At 69.0% G+C, this 18,973-nt stretch carries 12 protein-coding genes and 1 pseudogene; 8 read left to right on the top strand and 5 right to left on the bottom strand.

Annotated elements, in window-relative coordinates; translation table 11 throughout:
• The first annotated feature begins 244 nt into the window (after positions 1–244).
• The 4 genes from ACWCPM_RS03510 to ACWCPM_RS03495 are packed head-to-tail and all read left to right on the top strand — an operon-like array spanning position 245 to position 4,760.
• Entirely contained in the window at positions 245–1,555 is a 1,311-nt protein-coding gene (locus ACWCPM_RS03510) for an ABC transporter substrate-binding protein (protein ID WP_450974467.1), read from the top strand.
• The gene (locus tag ACWCPM_RS03505; protein WP_450974466.1) at positions 1,552–2,538 is read left to right on the top strand and encodes a carbohydrate ABC transporter permease; all 987 of its coding nucleotides are present in this window, start codon (positions 1,552–1,554) and stop codon (positions 2,536–2,538) included. Before ACWCPM_RS03510 ends, ACWCPM_RS03505 begins: the two co-directional genes overlap by 4 nt.
• Positions 2,535–3,422 (top strand): carbohydrate ABC transporter permease, encoded by an 888-nt coding sequence (locus ACWCPM_RS03500; protein WP_450974465.1) that lies wholly within the window; start codon positions 2,535–2,537, stop codon positions 3,420–3,422. Before ACWCPM_RS03505 ends, ACWCPM_RS03500 begins: the two co-directional genes overlap by 4 nt.
• A gap of 27 nt (positions 3,423–3,449) precedes the next feature.
• A complete protein-coding gene (locus ACWCPM_RS03495) occupies positions 3,450–4,760 on the top strand; it encodes a glycoside hydrolase family 36 protein (protein WP_450974464.1) in 1,311 nt (436 codons plus the stop codon).
• 378 nt (positions 4,761–5,138) lie between these two features.
• Here ACWCPM_RS03495 and ACWCPM_RS03490 read toward each other — a convergent pair whose 3' ends face one another.
• Both ACWCPM_RS03490 and ACWCPM_RS03485 read right to left on the bottom strand, forming a co-directional pair.
• Entirely contained in the window at positions 5,139–5,360 is a 222-nt protein-coding gene (locus ACWCPM_RS03490; protein ID WP_450974463.1) for a hypothetical protein, read from the bottom strand.
• 92 nt (positions 5,361–5,452) lie between these two features.
• Complete coding sequence (locus ACWCPM_RS03485; protein ID WP_450974462.1) at positions 5,453–7,876, bottom strand: helicase-associated domain-containing protein; 2,424 nt, start codon at positions 7,874–7,876, stop codon at positions 5,453–5,455.
• A 642-nt stretch (positions 7,877–8,518) separates the two neighbouring features.
• Between ACWCPM_RS03485 and ACWCPM_RS03480 the strand changes: the two genes are divergently transcribed.
• The 3 genes and pseudogenes from ACWCPM_RS03480 (at position 8,519) to ACWCPM_RS03470 (ending at position 13,236) form a co-directional block, all read left to right on the top strand.
• Complete coding sequence (locus ACWCPM_RS03480; RefSeq protein WP_450974461.1) at positions 8,519–11,653, top strand: FG-GAP repeat domain-containing protein; 3,135 nt, start codon at positions 8,519–8,521, stop codon at positions 11,651–11,653.
• A gap of 204 nt (positions 11,654–11,857) precedes the next feature.
• Positions 11,858–12,328 (top strand): annotated as a pseudogene (locus ACWCPM_RS03475) (Ig-like domain repeat protein); the annotation flags it as partial.
• A gap of 209 nt (positions 12,329–12,537) precedes the next feature.
• The gene (locus ACWCPM_RS03470) at positions 12,538–13,236 is read left to right on the top strand and encodes a formylglycine-generating enzyme family protein (RefSeq protein ID WP_450974460.1); all 699 of its coding nucleotides are present in this window, start codon (positions 12,538–12,540) and stop codon (positions 13,234–13,236) included.
• Positions 13,237–14,057: 821 nt separating this feature from the next.
• Here ACWCPM_RS03470 and ACWCPM_RS03465 read toward each other — a convergent pair.
• From ACWCPM_RS03465 to ACWCPM_RS03455, 3 genes are all read right to left on the bottom strand, one after another.
• Positions 14,058–14,720, bottom strand: coding sequence for a hypothetical protein (locus ACWCPM_RS03465; protein ID WP_450974459.1), 663 nt, complete (start codon positions 14,718–14,720; stop codon positions 14,058–14,060).
• Positions 14,717–15,199 carry a hypothetical protein gene (locus ACWCPM_RS03460; protein WP_450974458.1) on the bottom strand — a complete coding sequence of 161 codons (483 nt, stop codon included), beginning with the start codon at positions 15,197–15,199 and terminating at the stop codon, positions 14,717–14,719. Before ACWCPM_RS03460 ends, ACWCPM_RS03465 begins: the two co-directional genes overlap by 4 nt.
• 369 nt (positions 15,200–15,568) lie before the next feature.
• Positions 15,569–17,062 carry a hypothetical protein gene (locus ACWCPM_RS03455; protein ID WP_450974457.1) on the bottom strand — a complete coding sequence of 498 codons (1,494 nt, stop codon included), beginning with the start codon at positions 17,060–17,062 and terminating at the stop codon, positions 15,569–15,571.
• A 300-nt stretch (positions 17,063–17,362) separates the two neighbouring features.
• Here ACWCPM_RS03455 and ACWCPM_RS03450 point away from each other — a divergent pair, with 300 nt between their 5' ends.
• The gene (locus ACWCPM_RS03450) at positions 17,363–18,625 is read left to right on the top strand and encodes a competence protein CoiA family protein (protein ID WP_450974456.1); all 1,263 of its coding nucleotides are present in this window, start codon (positions 17,363–17,365) and stop codon (positions 18,623–18,625) included.
• Positions 18,626–18,973 lie beyond the last annotated feature (348 nt).

Raw genomic sequence — 18,973 nt, 5'->3', positions numbered from 1 at the left:
AGTCCATCTGCCTTTCACTTCCCGGGGTGTTGGGCGGCCGTCATGTTGGATTCTGTGAAAAGCCCTGGCAGGCAGGGGTGTTGACCCGCGATGTCACGGTCACGTTTCCACAAACAACGACGTCAGCCCTTGACGTATGCCCGGATGTGCGGCTGTTATTGCGCCACCTTCGTGTTCGGTCAGGTTGGTTTCTGATTGGTTTCGACCAATGCTCGGACCGGACCCTGTCCCCCCAGGAGCCGTCATGCGCACAACCCCCTCCGGCCTCACCCTCCCCGGCCCGAGCCGCCGCACCCTTCTGCGCGGCGTCGGCGGCGCGGCCGCCCTCGGCGCCGGAATACCCCTGCTGAGCGCCTGCGGCGGCAGCGGTACGGCCGCCGACCCGAAGACGGTCACGGTGGGTTCGAAGGCGTCCGACCCCGTGCCGAAGAAGGCCTACGCCGACATGTACGCGGCGTTCAAGAAGCAGTCCGGGCTCACCGTCGCTGTGAACACCAAGGACTCCAACACCTTCCAGGAGCAGATCAACTCCTACCTCCAGGGCACGCCGGACGACGTGTTCACCTGGTTCGCCGGCTACCGGATGCAGTTCTTCGCCGCCAAGGGCCTCGCCACCCCGGTCGACGAGGTGTGGGAGAAGATCGGCGGCAACTTCCCCGAGGCGATGAAGGCGCTCAGCAAGGGCGAGGACGGCAAGTACTACTTCGTGCCGCTCTACACCTACCCCTGGGCGATCTTCTACCGGAAGAGCGTCTTCGCGGAGAAGGGCTACGAAGTCCCCACCACCTGGGACGACTTCATCGCGCTGTGCAAGCGGATGCAGAAGGACGGCCTCGTCCCGATCGCCTTCGGGGACAAGGACGCCTGGCCCGCCCTCGGCACCTTCGACCAGATCAACTTCCGCAAGAACGGCTACGACTTCCACGTCGACCTGATGGCGGGCAAGGCCTCCTGGACGGACGCCAAGGTCCGTGCCGCCTTCGACCTGTGGGCCGAGATCCTCCCCTACCACCAGGAAGGCGCCATCGGCCGCACCTGGCAGGACGCCGCCCAGACGCTGGTGGCGAAGAAGGCCGGCATGTACCTCCTGGGCACCTTCGTCGCCCAGCAGTTCACGAACGAGGCTGACCTCGAGGACCTCGACTTCTTCGCCTTCCCGGAGATCGACCCGGCCTTCGGACAGGAGACCGTCGAGGCGCCGACCGACGGCTTCATGATGAGCAAGAGCCCGAAGAACAAGGACGGTTCCCTCCTGCTCATGGAGTACCTGGGCTCCCCGGAGGCCGAGGAGACCTACCTCGCGTCCGACCCCAGCAGCGTCGCCGCCTCGACGAAGGCCGACACCTCCTCGTACACCCCGCTCCAGAAGAAGTCGTACGACATGATCAGCGGTGCGAAGAACCTGACGCAGTTCATGGACCGCGACAGCCGGCCGGACTTCACCTCCACCGTGATGCAGCCCGCGCTGCAGAAGTTCATCCGCGACCCCAAGGGCGTGGACGGCCTGCTCTCGTCCATCGAGCGCCAGAAGAAGACGATCTTCGCGTCCTCATGACCACGGAAGAACTCACCAAGGAGAACCCGGAGGCGGCCGATGTGCCGCCTCCGGGCGCTGCCCCGGTCGAGCGGCGGAAGGTGCCCACCGGGCACCGCCGCCTGCTCACCCGTCGCGACCGGCTCACGCTGGGCCTGATGGCGACCCTGCCGACGGTCCTGCACATCGCCCTGGTGTGGGTGACCGCGCTCGCCTCGATCGCGCTCGCCTTCACCACCTGGGACGGCATCGGCTTCGACTCGATCCACTGGGTCGGGCTCCAGAACTTCAAGGAGCTGTTCGAGCAGAACCCGCAGTTCTGGCCGGCCGTCCAGCACAACGTCGTCTGGTTCGTGGTGCTGATCGTGATCCCGACGCCGCTCGGCCTGTTCCTGGCCGTGCAGCTGGACAAGAAGATCCGGTTCAGCCGCTTCTACCAGACGGCGTTCTTCCTGCCGGTGGTGCTGTCCATGGCCGTCATCGGCTTTGTCTGGCAGCTCGTCTACAACCCCGACACCGGCCTGATCAACAGCGTCATCGGGGCCAACGAGCCCGGCAGGTACATCGACTGGATCGGCGACCCGGACCTCAACCTCTGGGCGGTCCTCGTCGCCGCGTCCTGGCGGCACACCGGCTACATGATGATCCTCTACCTGGCCGGCCTCAAGGGCGTCGACCCGACGCTGCGCGAGGCCGCGGCGATCGACGGGGCGGGCGAGGCGCAGACGTTCAAGAACGTCGTCTTCCCGGCGCTGCGCCCGACCAACACGATCGTCCTGGTCGTCACCATCATCGAGGCGCTGCGGGCCTTCGACCTCGTCTACGTCTTCAACGGCGGCGCCGAGGGCACCGAGCTGCTGTCCATCCTGGTGACCAGCAACATCATCGGTGAGTCCAGCCGTATCGGCTACGGATCGGCGATCGCGGTCGTGCTGCTGCTGATCTCGCTCGTCGTGATCGTCCCGTACCTGGTCAGCACCTTCCGGAAGGAGCGGCGGGCATGAGCGCCACGACAGTCGTCCCGAAGAACCGCGCCCCGATCCGCCCCGGCCGCGTCCTGCTGCACCTCGTCCTCGCCAGCATGGCGCTGGCCTGGCTCGCCCCGCTGCTGTGGGCGGTCTACGCGGCGCTGCGCCCGTACGCCGAGACCAGCGAGAAGGGGTACGTGTCCCTCCCGGACACCCTGAGCCTCGACAACTTCACGAACGCGTTCACGCAGTCGGACATGACGCACTACTTCGTGAACACGCTGCTGATCGCCGTCCCGGCCGTCCTGGTCACCCTGTTCCTGTCGTCGATGGTGGCCTTCTACGTCAGCCGCTTCGACTTCCGGGTCAACCTCGCGCTCCTGCTGGTCTTCACGGCCGGCAACCTGCTGCCCCAGCAGGTGATCATCACCCCGCTGTACCGGCTCTACCTCCTGGTGGACCTGCCCGGCATCACCATGAGCGGCAAGCTGTACGACTCCGCCCTCGGCCTGGTCCTCATCCACGTGGCCTTCCAGTCCGGGTTCTGCGCGTTCGTGCTGAGCAACTACATGCGCTCGCTCCCGCACGAACTGACCGAGGCCGCGCTGGTCGACGGCGCCTCGGTGTGGCGCCTGTACTGGCAGATCACCCTGCCGCTGTGCCGCCCCGCGATGGCGGCCCTGGCGACCCTGCTCTCCATCTGGATCTACAACGACTTCTTCTGGGCCCTGGTCCTGATCTCCACCGGCGAGAACATGCCGATCACCTCGGCGCTGAACAACCTCTCCGGCCAGTTCTTCACCGACCCCAACCTGGTCGCCGCAGGCGCCCTGCTCACCGCCATCCCGACGCTGATCGTCTACTTCCTGCTCCAGCGGCAGTTCGTCAGCGGCCTCACGCTCGGCGCCAACAAGGGCTGACGTCCGCCTTTTCGAGAGAGAACCACCGTGTCCCACTCCTTCACGCCGCTGGCCTCCGTGCCCGTGGACGTCTCCCGAGCCCGCGTCCACGAGGAGGGCTGGCAGTCCTGGAGCCCCAGCGGCACCTACGCCCTCACCGGCCGGCCCTATCGCCCGACCGACGCCAACTGGGCCACCGTCTGCTACCGGCCCGGCGTCACCGCCCCCGCGGGGACCTTCCAGGGCGAGGGGCTGCTCGCCCTGGACCCGGGTGACGGCACCCCGGTACGCCTGTGGGCGGCGGCCGACCCGGTCCGCGAGGTCCCCTCGATCCGGCTGAAGGTGACGGACGCCACAGCGGAGGTGAGCGCGGACGGCCGGGTGAAGGAGTGGACGGGTACGGACATCCCGTCAGTGCTGGCGGACTGGGCCGACGCGCTCGGCCTCGCCGCCCCGCGCACCGCGCCCACCGTCTGGTGCTCCTGGTACGAGTACTTCACCGCCGTCACCGAGGACGACATCCACGAGAACCTCCGTGCGATGGACACCCTCGACCTGCCCGTCGACGTCGTCCAGATCGACGACGGCTACCAGAGCGCCCTCGGCGACTGGCTCACCCTGTCCGGCCGCTTCCGCTCCCGCGAGGGCATGGCGGCCGCGATCCGCGCGGGCGGCCGGCGCGCGGGCATCTGGACGGCCCCTTTCCTGGTGCACCCGGCGAGCGTCCTGGCCGGCGAGCACCCGGACTGGCTCGTACGGTCCCCCGACGGCGCCCCCCTGCACGCCGGTCGCAACTGGGGCCACGACCTGAACGTCCTGGACACCACGCACCTCGAGGCGGCGGCGTACCTGACGGAGGTCTTCCGCACTCTGAGCGCCGAGGGCTACGACTACTTCAAGGTCGACTTCCTCTACGCGGGTGCGCTGGACGGGGTACGGCACGCGGACGTGGACGCGCTGACGGCGTACCGCTCGGGCATCGAGCTGATCCGCGAGGCGATCGGCGCGGACGCCTATCTGCTGGGGTGCGGTGCCCCGATGCTCCCGTCGATCGGCCTGTTCGACGCGATGCGGGTCAGCCCCGACACGGGACCCCACCGTCGTCCGGAAGCCGACGACTACAGCCAGCCCGGGCAGGATCCCGCCGAGTTCACCGGCGTCGGACGCCAGTGGCAGCACGGCCGGCTCTGGATCAACGACCCCGACTGCCTGATGGCCCGCCCGGCCGTCGAGACCCGCGAACGCTGGGCGGCGCACGTGGAGGCGACCGGCGGCCTGATGGCCTCCAGCGACCGCCTGCTGTCGCTGGACGAATGGGGTGTCACGACCACACGCCGCCTGCTCTCAGGCGCACGGTGACGGGAGGGCCGTCGGGGCGGTGACACGGGGGTCGTCGGGGCGGTGACCCCCGTCGCCGGTGGCGCACAGCCACGGCCCCGCTCCCGACGGTTCTCGACGGGTGTTTCGCCGGCTCGACCTCCCGACCGGTTCCTAGGCGGTACCGGCGACGGCCCACGGCCGGCCGCCGGGGTCACCGTCACCTTCGAGCGGGAAGTTCTCGTCGTCCCCGAAGTCCGGGGCCTGGAAGGGGTTCGTCGCCGGGGTCGGGGATGCCGCGGCTCCGCCGCGGGGTTGCCCTTCCACGGCGGAGAACAGCGAGGTCGAATCGATGAGAGGTCTCTCCTTCGTTGCGGGTCCCTGAGGGGCCCCGGTGTGCCGTGACCGGGCACAGCGGTCCTACAGCTTGGTCATCTTGTTGTAAGGGCTCAGGATGCGCATCTGCGCCGAGCCGAAATCGACGAGTGCCGCGATTCCGTCCTCGATGCCGATCACGCGGCCGAGGCCGTACATGTCGTGTGTGACCTGGTCGCCCACGGCGAAGATCTCGGGAGCGCGAGTGACCGGGGCCTTGAAGGGGCTGGTAGGCAGATGACGCTTCGGTGCATCGGGCTTTGTCATTGCCCCCAGTATGCGCCCCCGGGCGTCCCCTCGGGGAACCCCGGAGGCCCGGACTGCGACCGGGACCACAGCCGCCCGGCCCCGGTGGCCGGTCACACCGGCATGACACCGTGGATGCGGGAGAGGGTGAAGACGCGCTCGTCGTCCCTCAGATGGCACCAGGCTTCGAGGTAGGGCGGGTCGAGCGTGAGGCGGCTGAGGGTGCGCACGGTCCGGTTGCCCGAGGTGGCGACGTACTCGACGGTGACGGGTTCACCGGTGTCGATCGCATGGGCGAGCTGACGGACGTCGCCGTACGGCAGCCGCTTCGCCCATCCCGCGACGATCTCCTCGGTGTCCGTGGCGTAGGGCACGCCTCCGTCGAACGGCGCTGGTTCGGGGAGTGTCGGCGGGGCCTTCAGCAACTGGGCCGCCACCCTGTCCGGGTCGACCGCGGCGGCCGTCCTCGCCCTGCCCGCGACGGCCGTCCCGCCGGCCCGCGCGCCGGCGCGGCGCGGAGCCGGCACCGGAGCGGGGGCCCGTCGAGGCCGGGCTTTCTCGATCCGTACCGTGCCCTCGGCGGACTCGGCGACGGGGGCGTAGCCCTCCGCCCGGAGCGCGGCGAGTGTCGTGTCGAGCGGGCCGCGACCGACCAGCACCGTCGGCGCGAGTCGCCGTAGCCCGAGCTTCGCCAGCTTGCGGTGGGCGGCGATCTCCGCCAGGAGCGCGGGTTCGTCGCTGTGCAGGACGCAGGAGGCGGGGGCGATGCGTACGCGCCCGTGGCCGCGTGCGGTGTCGTTGATCAGATACGACAGCGGCTGCGGCAGGGCCCCCGCGGCCACGGCGGCCAGGTCGGCGGTGATGCCGGCAGGGGTGTGGCCGGCGTCCATGGCACGGCGGATGCCGGCGGCGCTGAACCGCCATACGGACGCCGTGCCGCTGGTCTCCCGGTCGGCGAGAGAGTCCAGCAGAGAGGCCAGCCGCGCCGACGGTGTGCCGGTGACGACGGCGGTGAGGTCGGCGCCGATCCGGGCCGTCGAGGTGGCTGAGGGCAGCAGCCGCCGGCACTCGATGTCCAGCGCTTCCGCGTCGCCGGTGAACAGGTGGATGCCGAGGGCGGACAGCGTGCCGCGTGCGAGCACGCCGAGGATCTCGGCTTCACGGATCAGGGTGGCGAACGGTGTTCCGTCCTGGGGCGACGCGTGGGCGAGCGGGCGGTGCCAGGCGATCAGGGGCCCCAGATCCGTGGCGACCGTCGCGCCCTGCCGTCCCGGAAGCCGTTCGGCCGCGGCCGGCAGCCCGAGGCGGGCCTGCACGCAGCCGTCGCAGGGCGGAGCTCCCGCGAGAGCGGGAAGCGCCTTGTCGTCCTCGTCGCGCGCCTGGGTGGGGGTGAGCGGCAGGTCCCGCCATGCCTGGAGGAGTACGGCGAACTGCTCCGGGGGTTCCTGCTGCGCCCAGGCGTCGTAAGCCTCGGTGGGCGCCACACGATCGCCGTCCTGGTTCAAGAGCCCGGCGGCGTACGCGGTCTCGAGCGCGAGACGTACGACGGCGTCCTCGGCCTGCGCGGCCTTGCCGACGCGGGCCAGTTCACGCGCGCCGATCCCGCCGGACTTCAGCCGGGTCGGTGTGGTCACCGAGCAGGCGGACAGGACCGAGGCGGCATGGGCCGCGAACGCCGTGGCCGCCGCTGACGCCTCGTGGTCCACCTCCCTCGGGGGGACGGACACCGCCCGCACGGAAGGCGGGACGGGGTCGAACGGGGCGTGCCAGCCGGGCCCGCGCAGTGCGCGCGCCACCTCGGCAGGCATACGGGCCGGGCCGTAGCGGTGACGGTCCTGGATCAGGAAACCCCGGTCCACGGCCCATCGCTCACCCGGTTCGAGGCCGGGTCCGCGAGCCGCGAACAGGAGGAACGGCGGCTGCGCCGGCACGCCCTCGCCTCGGCGCTCCAGGAGCCTGCGGGCCGCCGCAGGGGCTCTCGCGATCACCGAGACAACCTGTTCCGGGTCACCGTGATGTCCCACCAGCGCGGTCAGGCGCTGCGCCTTGGTGCCGGGGGCCTTCACTCCCAGGGCCGTCAGCATGCCCCGCAGCTCCTCGGAGGTCACGCCCGCGAGCAACTGCTCGAGCGGAGCGTCCAGCCCCAGGGGCGCGTCCCACGCCTGCCGCAGGGTTCGGGCCATGCGGAGCTTCCCCGCGCCGTCCGGCCAGACCAGAGCGTGATCGGCCAGGACCTCCAGCTCGGCGTTCAGCGCGCGGGTGGATACGTCGTCCGCCGCCCCCAGCAGCTCCGCCAGGGCATCTCGCGATGCGGGTGCTTCGAGGGCCGCCAGTGCCTCGGCCATCTGGAGCTGCGGCAGTGTGAGCCGTGGCAGGACCCGGGCCACCGATCCCGGGCGTTCCAGACGGTCCGCCAGCTCCCCCAGCGAGCGGGGCTCCGGAGGGGACATGGCGTCCCTCCGTGTCCCCAGCACGCGTGCGAGACGAGAGGCGTCGAGGCTGCCCAGCCATGTCGCCAGTGCCGATCGGGACTTCATGTGGGACGCACCTCTTCAGGCCAGGGGGTTGCACGGCGGGCCGGAGTCCCGGCACGGGTTCAAGAGTGGCGTGTCCCCATGATCCGCACGTGCCGTGTGGGCAGTTTCACCCCGTGGGGGAGTCCGCGGCTCGCCGTCTCGACCGCGGTGTGCGAGGCAGGACCGGACACGGGAGCCGATCCCGTGAGGGGCTGCTCCCCGGGCTCGAATGGTTAAGGGCCCCACCGCGAACGGTGGGGCCCTTCACCGACGTGCCCGGTGAGGCACGGGCGCAGGAGAGGAGAGGCCGGCTCGCTCCCGGGAAGGCCCACCCGGCCCTGGAACGCCGTCATGTGAGGTACGCGGTCAGGCTGCTCCGGCCGCGCCTTCGCACGCCGCTCCCCGGGCGCCCCGCCGGGGCTCGCCGGGTTGTCCGATCGTGATCCCGGCACTGCGGACCGGGACTTCGTCGATCGGCTAGCGTCTACCGCACAGGCGGCCGGCAAGATCCACCGCGGCCACCGGGGGTGACGCGGCAGCGCGTCCGGCCACGGCGGGGTGCCGCGCGGCGGCAGATCATCACATCAATGAGGGGGAGACGTGGGGGCATCGACCCGGACGTCGACTGACGCACTGCACGGAGGCCGCCGCCGCAGAGGTGGCGTGGGCCTCGCGGTCGGTGCGGCCGGCACGATTCTGGCGGTGGCGGGTACCGCCGTCCCGCTCGCCCTGGACGCGCCGCCCGCGTGGGCCGTCCCCATGGCGGCCGGGGCGGTCGCGTCCCAGGAGGTCGTGATCCCGCCCGCCGACCGGGCCACACCCCGTGTGGACACCCCACTGGCGGTGGGCAGCACCGGTTTCCTGCACCAGCAGGAGGGCCGGGACGGCTACACCTGGACCGACTTCGCGAGCGGCACCTCGACGCAGGTGCCCGGCCTGCAGACCCTGCCGGCCGACGCGCTCGTACGCCCCGTCGGTGCCGGCGGGGACCTGCTCGCCGTCTCACCGAGCCCGGCCCGGGGCACCGCCTGGTACACCCTGCTCGATCCGCGCACCGGTGAGCGCAGGGAGGCACAGCTCCCAGCCGGTCACACGTTCCGGGGGACCGTCGCGGGCAAGGTGCTGGCCCTGGAGTCCGCGACCAGCACCACCAGCTCCGCCGGTGTGCTCCTCGACACCGGCACCGCTCCCGGGCAACCGCTGCACATCACCGGCCTGCCCGCGGGCGCGCGGCTGAGCAGCCTCTCCCTGCAGCGGGGCGCCACGGACGACCGCGGCGCGGTGATCTCCTTCCGGCAGGACGGCGCGTACCGCTACGGTCTGCTGGACCCCGGGACCGCCGAGATCACGCCCCTCCCCGAGACGATGAGCGGCGAGGGCCTGCGCATCCTGCTGAGCGACGACCGCGTCGCCTGGTGGAAGCACGGTCTCACCGGGCTGCGCTGGCTGCCCCGCGGTGACGTCTCCTCCGGGGCGCAGGAGTTCCCGCTCCCCGACGACGCGGTTCCCGTGGCCCTCGTCGGCGGCACCCTCCTGACCTCGGGCCCGGACGCCACCTCGGGGACCACGCTCGGCCGGCGGCTGACGTCCCGCCCGCTCGACGGCGGGGAGCCGAGTACGGCACTCGACCACATCGCGCTCGTGTCGGACTCCCCACCGCAGACGGCGGACGGGAGCGCCCTGCTCGTCGGCGGCTCCGGCACCGGCGACTGGGCGGTGCACCGCTTCGCCGCCGGCTCCGACGGGTCGCCGGCGCGCGAGGTGGTCCAGCCGTTGCCCCCGGTGATCGCCAAGGTCGTGGGACTGAACCTGTACCGGGGCACCCTCAACCGGGTGGACAGCGTGGAGGGCAAGCTCTCCCTCCACCAGCGGGACGTCGGCACCGGGCCGGTCCCCGTCGCGGGAGCGGCCAAGCCCCTGCCCGCGGGCATGCCCTCTTCCGCCGTGCGCTGTGCCGCGGGTGAGGACTGCGTGCGGATCGTGGAGGGCAACTGGTACGGCCTGTCCTTCCTGTCCGAGACAGGAGGGCGGACGTACCTGGAGACCCGCGTGGACGCCTACACGTCGCACGTGAAGATGCCGTTGCCCGGCAGCGGCGGCGAGGTCAGGGACGCGTCCTCCTCGTACGTGGTGGTGGACGGCGGGTCTCCGAGAACCCAGTACCTGATCGAACCTGGCCACAAGAAGGTGGTACGCAGCCGCCCGGTGCAGGCCGCGGCGCTCTGGTATTCCACCCTGTGGAGCGCGACCGCCGGCAGTCCCGGCACGCTGACCGCGGAGCGGCTGACCGACGACGCGGCCACCCCCGGCAAACCCGTCCGCACCGTGCGGACCGGTGCCGCCTGCGTGCCCACCGAACTGCAGGCGACAGCGCGTTGGCTCTACTGGTCCTGCGGTGCCGACAAGCCGGCCGGTGTGTACGACCTGACGAACAACCGCGGCTTCGCTGTGCCGTCGGGCCCCGCCATGCTCGGTGACGGCTACGTGGTCCGGCACGACCGCGACGCGGGCGAGCTCGAACTGACGGACTTCCACACCGGCACCCCGCTCGCGGAGCGCTCCATAGCCGCCCTCCCGGCCGGAACGCTCGCGGACGACCGCAGGATCACGTGGACGGTGGACAAGTACAGCGGCCACATCGCCTACGTGGACGCCGATCGCCGCGTGCATGTGAGCGCGGACGGGGTACCGGACTCCGCTCCGGTGACAGGGGAGGCGTACACCACCGGGAGCGTCGCGCCGAGGACCACTTCGTCGTACCACTCGACCTGGACGGCCTCGCTGCTGCTGAGCCGCCCCGTGGACTCCTGGGAACTGGGCATCGTCCAGAAGACGACCGGGCGCCGGGTGGCCGTGGTGCGCGGTGGGGCCGAACGCGGCCTCAAGGGCATCTCGGCCTCGTGGAACGGCCGGGAGTCGAACGGTGCTCCCGCCACGAGCGGTCTCTACACCTGGCAGCTGACCGCGAGGTTCAACGGTGGAACCGTGGCGGTGCCGGTGGGAAGCGGCGGCCTGGACGTGTTGTGCGGCGCCTTGCCGACCCACGTCTACGACTGTGACGGGTTCCCGGACATGGTGGCGGTCCGGAAGGACGGCCGGACCGACTCATGGGAGGGGCATCCCAAGGGGCACTTCTACAACCGCAGCTACACCGCGAACTGGCCGACCTCCTCCACCCTGGTGCCGGCCGGCGACCTCAACGGCGACGGGTTCGCGGACATGCTGGTCCGCAACTCCACCGGCGAACTGCGGGCGTACTGGGGCTTCGGGCAGGTGTACTTCGCCCGGGGAACCAACAAGTCCACTCTCATCGGCAAGGGCTGGGACACGTACAACCTGCTGACGTCGTCCGGGGACCTCAACCGTGACGGCCGGTCCGACCTGCTGACCCGTGACCGGTCCGGAGCCCTGTGGTTCCACGCCGGCACCGGCAAGGGCACGTTCAAGGCCCGGGTGCGCGTCGGCACCGGGCTGTCCGGTTATACGGCGCTGGTGGGCATGGGCGACCTCAACGGCGACGGTACGGGAGACCTTCTCGGCCGGGACAAGGCAGGGAACCTCTCGCGCTGGTACGGCAACGGCAAGGGCGGCTTCGGAGGGCGCGTGAAGATCGCCTCGGGCTTCAACGCCTACAACGCCCTGGTCGGTGTCGGCGACCTGACGCAGGACGGGCGCAACGACCTCGTCGCCCGCGACACCGCGGGCAACCTGTACCGCTGGGCGGGCAACGGCAAGGGCGGCTTCGGCGCACGCGTGAAGATCGGCAGCGGCTGGGGCGTCTACAAGGCGCTGTCCTGACGGTCCGGAACAGCGACCTCCGGGCCCGCGCCTCCGCCGGGAGCCGCAGGCCTGACGAGGGCGACCGCGATGCCGCGCCACGCGGCATGCGGTGAACGCCAGAGGGGTGCCCCGTGTCCAGGGCGCCCCCTGGCGAGCGCTTTCACGGCGTGCGCGGAGAGCACGCTCTCCGACGCGGGGGCCGCTCGCCTTGCTGAGATGCCCAACTCCAAGGGCAACGTGTCGGTGGCCGTCGACATGACCCGTGACACCACTGTCACCGCGGTCTTCACCGGTGACGCCCGCTACGCCCCCAGAACCGTGAAGTCGACGGCGTACGCCCACGCGAAGATCTCCACCGCGCTCTCCAAGCACTACAAGACGGGCAAGATCGGCTCCACGACGTACCACTACTACCGCAAGAACACCGCCCCGGTGTTCACCACGACGATGAACTACCACCCCGGCCGCAAGCAGCGCCTCGACGTCCAGGTGTACTACCAGGGTTCCTGGTACGACTCGGCGTCCGAGTACTTCGCCCTGGCCACGAACGGCCGATCGGCCGTGAACCTGGGGGCACCGGGTGAGTCCGGCATCCGCGCCCGGATACGCTCGGCGTACATCAACGGCTCCTCCGGCGACGCCGTCAACTCCACGACGTACGGCGCCTGGAAGTACCTCATCTTCACCAATTGAGCCCGTCCAGAGGCCGAACCGGTGATCGTGAAAAGCCGGGGATGACCACTGCGGCCAGACACGAGGACAACGAGGCCTGAGACAACGCCGAAGGGCCCCACCGTTCACGGTGGGGCCCTTCGACATCGTGCCCCCTGCTAGCGTCCGGCACCATGTGGGCTCAAGAGATCGTGGCAGGCCGACCGTCTTGGCGGCACATACCCTCCGGAGTGGTCTTCCGAGCCGTTCCCGGCGGGGCGTTCCGGATGGGCCTGTCCGACGCGGAACTGGACGCGGTACGTGCCATCGAGCGGGCCGACGGCGCCGATGACGACCTCGCAGCGTTCTTCGCCGGCGCCGTCCAGGCCCGGCCGGTGCGGGAAGTGCGTGTCGAGCCGTTCCTGATCGCCCGGCATCCGCTGACGGTGGCGCAAGTACGGCACTGGCTTCCGGAGTACGAGGACAGCTTCACCGAATCGGACTCGAGCACGGCCCGGCTCGAGGACGACTTGGACGACCTGCTGGGGGCGTTGCCCTTCCGGCTGCCCAGCGAGGCGGAGTGGGAGTACGCGGCCCGGGCCGCTACGACCACCCTGACCTTCCAGGGGGACGGGAGGCCGGACGAGGACCAGGTACTCGACGACTTCGCCGACGATGAGCGCACTGCCGCTGCTGAGAACGCCTTCGGGCTGGCGGCGATGGGGTCGGCGAACGAAATCTGCGCCGACGTGTGGATCCCCCATTTCACGGACGCGCCCGCGGACGCACGCCCCCGCACCGGGGACGGACCGCGGGTGGTGCGTGGAGGCGGCGGCGACCTCTCTCCGTGGCAGGGTTGCGACGAGTGGCTGCTGTTGCTCTCAGCCACCCGCTACGAGTTCGAGAACTTCACCGCGGTCCGCCCGGTCGCAGCCGTGCCGACCAGTTAGGGGCATGCCGAGCCGGAGGCGACACGCAGACAGGAAGCCCTCGACACCGATGGCCCGTGTCCCGGTGTTCCCCGTGGCTCCCCGCTCGACCCGGCAAGGTTCTCCGCCGGCACCAGGAAGCGCAGGAGCAGGTGCTTGGTGCGGCCGGGGTCGACTGGGAGGGCATGGGATACGTCTTCGCCTCGCCGACCGGCGGGCCGTCGAGCCCCGACACCGACTTCCACGTCTGGAAGCGTCTGCCGCGGGATGCGGGCGTACGGGACGGCCGGCTGCACGACGCCCGGCACACCGCCGCGACCGTCCTCCTGATCCTCGGCGTCCTCGACGTCGTGATCGACTCGATCATGCGTGGGGAGCCCGGGGGAGCGGCGCGGATGCGAGCCCGCCGCATGCATGTGACGGGGGCCACACTGTGCGGGGTCGCTCAGCAGGTCGGGGAAGCGCTCCGGGACTGCCCGGCGCAGACCGGGAAACCGACTCAAACGGAAACTCAAACGGAAACTGAGACGGAAACTGAGACGGAAACTGAGACCGGCAACGTCGAAGGGCCCCACCGTGAACGGTGGGGCCCTTCGACATCGTGCCCGGTGAGGCACTGGCGGAGGATACGAGATTCGAACTCGTGAGGGGTTGCCCCCAACACGCTTTCCAAATGTTCGTCCGGGGGTTCGGGGAAGGTCGGGAGCGTCCTGACCTGGAGCGGACTGGGTCTTGGACAGGGCGCTGAACCGAGCCGGACGTGGGTGAATGAGACCAGAACTGAGACCACGGAGCACGGCGCTCTGGCTGGTCAGCGTGTGATTCGGGACGTGCCTCTTGGGTCAGCGCTTGTTCTTCCAGTTGCGGATGGCCTGGTCAAGCTGTGAGCGCAGCCGGTTGGCTGCATCGGTGCCCGGTAGCAGCTCGGGGTACGACTCGCTTGGGCGCCCAGCGATCAGGGCTCCCAGATTGGTGGAACTCTGCGAAGGGAAGACGAGTGAGCACTTCTTCGCGCCCATTTCCTGGGCCAGCCCGAGGAACCCCCTGCCGATGCCAAGGGGAGGCGAGGAACTGTAGTGCTTCGCTTCGATCGCCGCGACGAGCTTGGCGCTCCGTGGGTGTACCCCGGCCTGTCGGCTCCGCTCGGCTTCCCGGTGATCGATGACGGCGACGTCGCATTCGTGTGCGACCTTCGAGGTGCCGGCGGCGACGTACACGCCCAGGTGGATCTCCAGCTGCTTCTGAGTGCCGGGGAAGCTGACCAGGATGTAAGTGAAGGTGCCCGACCACAGGTTTCCCGGGTGCCTGCGAAAGCGCAGCGCGGTGGCTGGAGTCGTGCCGTCCTGCGTGAGCATTGTGGTCCCGCCGGCCGCGCTCGCGGCTTCGAGGCACAGTGTCAGAAGCGACGCCTCGTAGAGGTCGGATTCGTCTGCGCTGTTGCGGTACACGGGCTGCAGGACACCGATCGCCTTCTCGATGGCCTGGATCAGGCTTCCCCTGCTCATCGGATGGCCTCCGCGCGCGTGTCGATCCCCTCGGACAACAACTCCCTTACCAGTTCCAGCGCGACACGCGCCTGCGCTGTTTCCTGCGCAAGGTCGATGTAGGAGTGTATTTCCAGGTCCGGGTCGCCGAACTCGATGGTCGGGTGCATCTCGTGAGCCACAGCTGTGTCTAGTGAGGCTTTGCGTGACGCGTACATGGTCTCAGCGAGTGTCAGGAGGGCGCTACGGATGAGTTCGATGCTCTCGTCGCCCGTGTACGGGATCGCCGCTACGTCGGACTCCCCGAGGCGTTGAAGTTTCGTCTCCGCCAGCCGGCTGGCACGTGCCTCGTACTGGCTCTGCTGCTCCTGCTTGAGCTCTTCCTCCGGGACAGCCCGCCCCTGTCGGACTTCCTGGTCCAGTTGGCTCGCCAGATCCCCCAGCTCGGCCTCTTTGAGCCGCTCCATGATGTATACGTACTGATCGCTGTCGAACGACATGTGGCGCCTCCCTAGATGCCCTTCCGGGACTTTACTCAGGGGCACCGACAGATGACGGCGAGTTGATCGAGATCAGTCGGTTTGGGCCCGGTGCCGATGGCGTCCCGCCATGTGTAACACCGTTACGTTTAGACCATGTAACGCAACGGTGTTCACGGCAGGGGACATGACCCTGATCAGCCACGGCCGAGGGTTGCGTGACGGTCGCATCTACGACGGGCTCTCGGGCAGGATTCCACGAGTTCATCGCCCCGCCCGCCCGCCCGCCCCGTCCCCAGATCTCGATCACGAGCGTCGAGATACCAGGGGACACAGCCCCTGCGCAGCCCCACGCGAGCGCGGCCTGGGGGCAGCCGGCGAGTGCCGGGCTCAGACGTCGGCGGGATCGGGCGCGTCGTCCCACCAGTTCGGCTCTTCGTCCTGAAGTTGGTCCGGGGTCTCAACGGGATGGATGCAGCGACGCATGGCTGTTGCCCCGGTCTCGGGATGAACGGTTTCCTGCAGACCATGGTGGTCGCAGTGGGGGCACGCTTCGATGACTTCGCGGTTGTACACCCAACGAATATCTGCGGACAGACGCCGGAAGCTGCTGAGCGCGAGGGGCGCCTCGTGCCAGCGGGGGACTTCGTACTCCGGAATGGCGTGGTGGAGTTCGATAGCTTTGTCGATCTTCCCGTTCAGGGAAGTCACCGAGGCGGAAGCGGCTTCCGGGGGCCCCATCCGCTGGTTGCGCTCCTTCCAGGCCGCGGCGGAGTCGGCGGCCCGCCACGCGAAACAGATCATCTGCCCCGAGGTATACCCATGCCCGAAACCCTTGCGGATGACGTCCGTGAGCTCTTCTCGCCGCGCCTCTGGGACTTCTGGGTAGTCGTACTTCTTGGTGAGTAGGCCGTTGAGGTACGAGGCGACGTTGGCGATTTCCATCTCGTCCGTCAACGAGGTGAAGGCTTCGCGTGCGGCGGCGCCCTGTGGGCCCGGCTGAGTCTTGAACCTGTTCGTGATCTCCTTGACGCGCTCCTGAGCGGCTGATCGGTCGCCGATAAGCCTCCACACGACGTCCTTGGCGCCGAACGCGATGTCGTCACCGTCTTTGGAGAGACCGAAGGCTTGGAACGGGGTTTCCCGGGAGATGGCGAGCAGATTCGAGTAGTAGAGGGCCAGCAGGAGGTCTCTGTCCTGTGCGGTGTCGCCGGTCCAACCCAGCGGGCCGATACCCGTGATGCTCGGGAGCTGCTTGCCGGGGTTTCGGGTGGCGTAGCTGACCAACGCCACATAGAGGGCCATGGCTCGAGGGCTGTCATCCGGGAGGCGACTGATGGCCTCGGTCTTCGCCTCCTCTTCCTCGATAGCCTCGCTAACCAGGTGTTTGAATTCTTCGGCCTTCTGCTTCTCGCGCGCCTGCTCGGCGCGCTTCTGCTCAACGGCGAGCTGCTGCCGTTCGGCTTTCTCACGCTTCTGGATCGCCGAGCAGTCGCCGCAGAGGTAGGTGGGGGCTTCGGCATCGAGGTACTTGCCGCCCACCCTGTTGGCCCAGGACCGATTGGCGACGTTGATCGGTTCGGAGCAGTTTGCGCATAGGGAGCTCAGCAGGATGGCGTGAGAGTGCGCCGTTGCCACCGCTCCGATGTTGCTCGCCACTCCGATGCTGCTGACGGTTCGGGCCCAGGTGCCGTCGCCCTTGATCTCCCAGTAGAGGGCACTGATTCGCTGGGCATCTTCGGGAGCATCCCGATTGATCACGACGCGGATACGGGGGGCGCCCTCCGGGTACTCTCGAATGATTGGCTGCGGAGCAGCTGTCTGCTGTTGCGGTTGGTGCTTCTTGGCTCGTTCCCGCTTGCGACGGCGTTCGCGCTTACCCACACGTTCCTCCCCGGTTCATGTCGGGATGGTGACGTACTTGCGCTGCGCATGGGCGGGTTTTCGCCGATCACGATGGACACCGAGGGGACTCCAGAGGGGAACTGTCGTTCGAGTGGCGCTGTGTAAGGCGAGATGCTGGTGACAGCGATGGATCAGTCCAAGCCGCCTTCGACGTCACTCTGGTGAGCGGCCGGTCCGATCCCGCCTGCCACTGGCGGACCGTGATCGCCGTCGATCACGGACTCGCGCGGCCATGACGCGGTCTGTCGGAGTGCCAGTGGGTGTTTCTATGCTGGACGGATGGCCAATGGCGTGTGGCACACCGAGTACGGCATTGAGATCAATCTGACGAAGCCCGACCTCGGGGTCGACGGCTATCCTGGTCTGCTCCAAGAGATCATGACCAGCGTTACTGATCGAAATCCCCAACTGCTGGAATGCCTTGCACACCACCAGGGAAAGGAATGCGCGTCAGAAGCAGGCGGAAAGTCGCCGTGGATGTTCATCCGGCGTGCTCGCGTCGGCGGGCGCCTTCCCCTGGTAGCCGCACACCTGCCGATCACCCACAAGGCGACGCCGGCAGAGAGCGCGCAGCACAAGGCAACGAAGGAGCGGATCGTCGAGACTGCTTCGCGATACGGTCTGAACGCCAAAGCCGAAGTCCCTGCAGGGAACAGGCGGACCGTCTCTGATGCCCTCGTTACCGGCCCCGGCGGCATCCGTATCGGTTGGGAGATTCAGTACCACCACATCAGTCCCAGCAGCGTCCACCGCAGGTCTCACAACGCCGTACAGCACGAAATCACGCCCCTGTGGGTGGCGAAGGACCGTGCCGCTTCGTTGATCGACCGGGCACCGTGGGCCCGTGTGGACGACATGCCGTGGAAGGACATAACCGACGGGAAGGAGATGGTGATCCGCGGTGGGTACCGCTACCTCCAGGTCTGGAAGTGCGTGCCCAGCAGTGATCGCCACTGCCCTCTGCCCGAGGGAGCAGGCCACTGCGACGGGATTCATGCAGAGTGGTTCCTGCCCGCGCTGTGTCAGCCGGAGAAGAAGCCAGTCCATATCGAGGATCTCGTTCTCTCCAGCGCGACAGGGGAGAGTATCCCCGTCTATGTGCCCAATCGCGGCAGCGGCCGGGCTGGCCGACACATGTGGGTACCGGCGGGCGACTGCGGGCTGTGGCGGGAGTTGGTCGGGGAGAAGGTGCCGCTTCCTGTCGCGCCGGAACTGGAGGAGGACGACCAGATCACCTTCGCCGACCAGGAGATCGACCGGACGTGTCGTGCTGGGGAAGAAGGCTGGTTCGTCAGCGATGCGCGGCCCATCCGCGATCTCGGGCAACCGACTGGCGGTGTCACCCTGCCGGGAATGCCGTTACGGCGGCCCGTGAAGCCGACGCTGATCTCGTCCGTCGAGCGGGCTGCAGCCTCGGCTGCGCTGGGATGCCCTACGTGGGAGTTGGGGCTGTGTGCAGGATGCAGTCAGTTGATGCGTCGGCACGGAAGCTATGCGGCCATGTACTGCGCGGTGTGTCGCACCGAACTCAACGGCCGGTAGCCGAGAAGCCCTTACTTCCGTGGCGAAGCGAGCGCCTGTGAGGTGCTGGACCCTGCTCAGTTGCCTGAGCAATCAGCTGTCTTCTCCTCACCGTTCAGGTGCCACATCGCGTACGGGAGCTCGTCCGGGTGCCGAGCCAGCTGCGCCATCACCCAGGCAGTCTGGGCATCCATCCCCGGCCCGAACTTGGCTACCAGGCGGCGGGCCTGCAATGTTGTTCGAGGCGCGAGCACCCAGCGTACGAGAGCGAACTGCATCCGGACGGTGTCAGCTGCCCTTCGCGTTGGCCCGGGCTCATTCTTCAGAGACGGGTCAGCGCCGACCAGTGCCTGCGATGTTGTGTCGGCC

This window comes from Streptomyces sp. NPDC002309, from assembly GCF_053593375.1.
The sequence above is the reverse complement of the archived record's forward strand: the minus strand, read 5'-3'. Positions and strand labels throughout refer to the sequence as shown.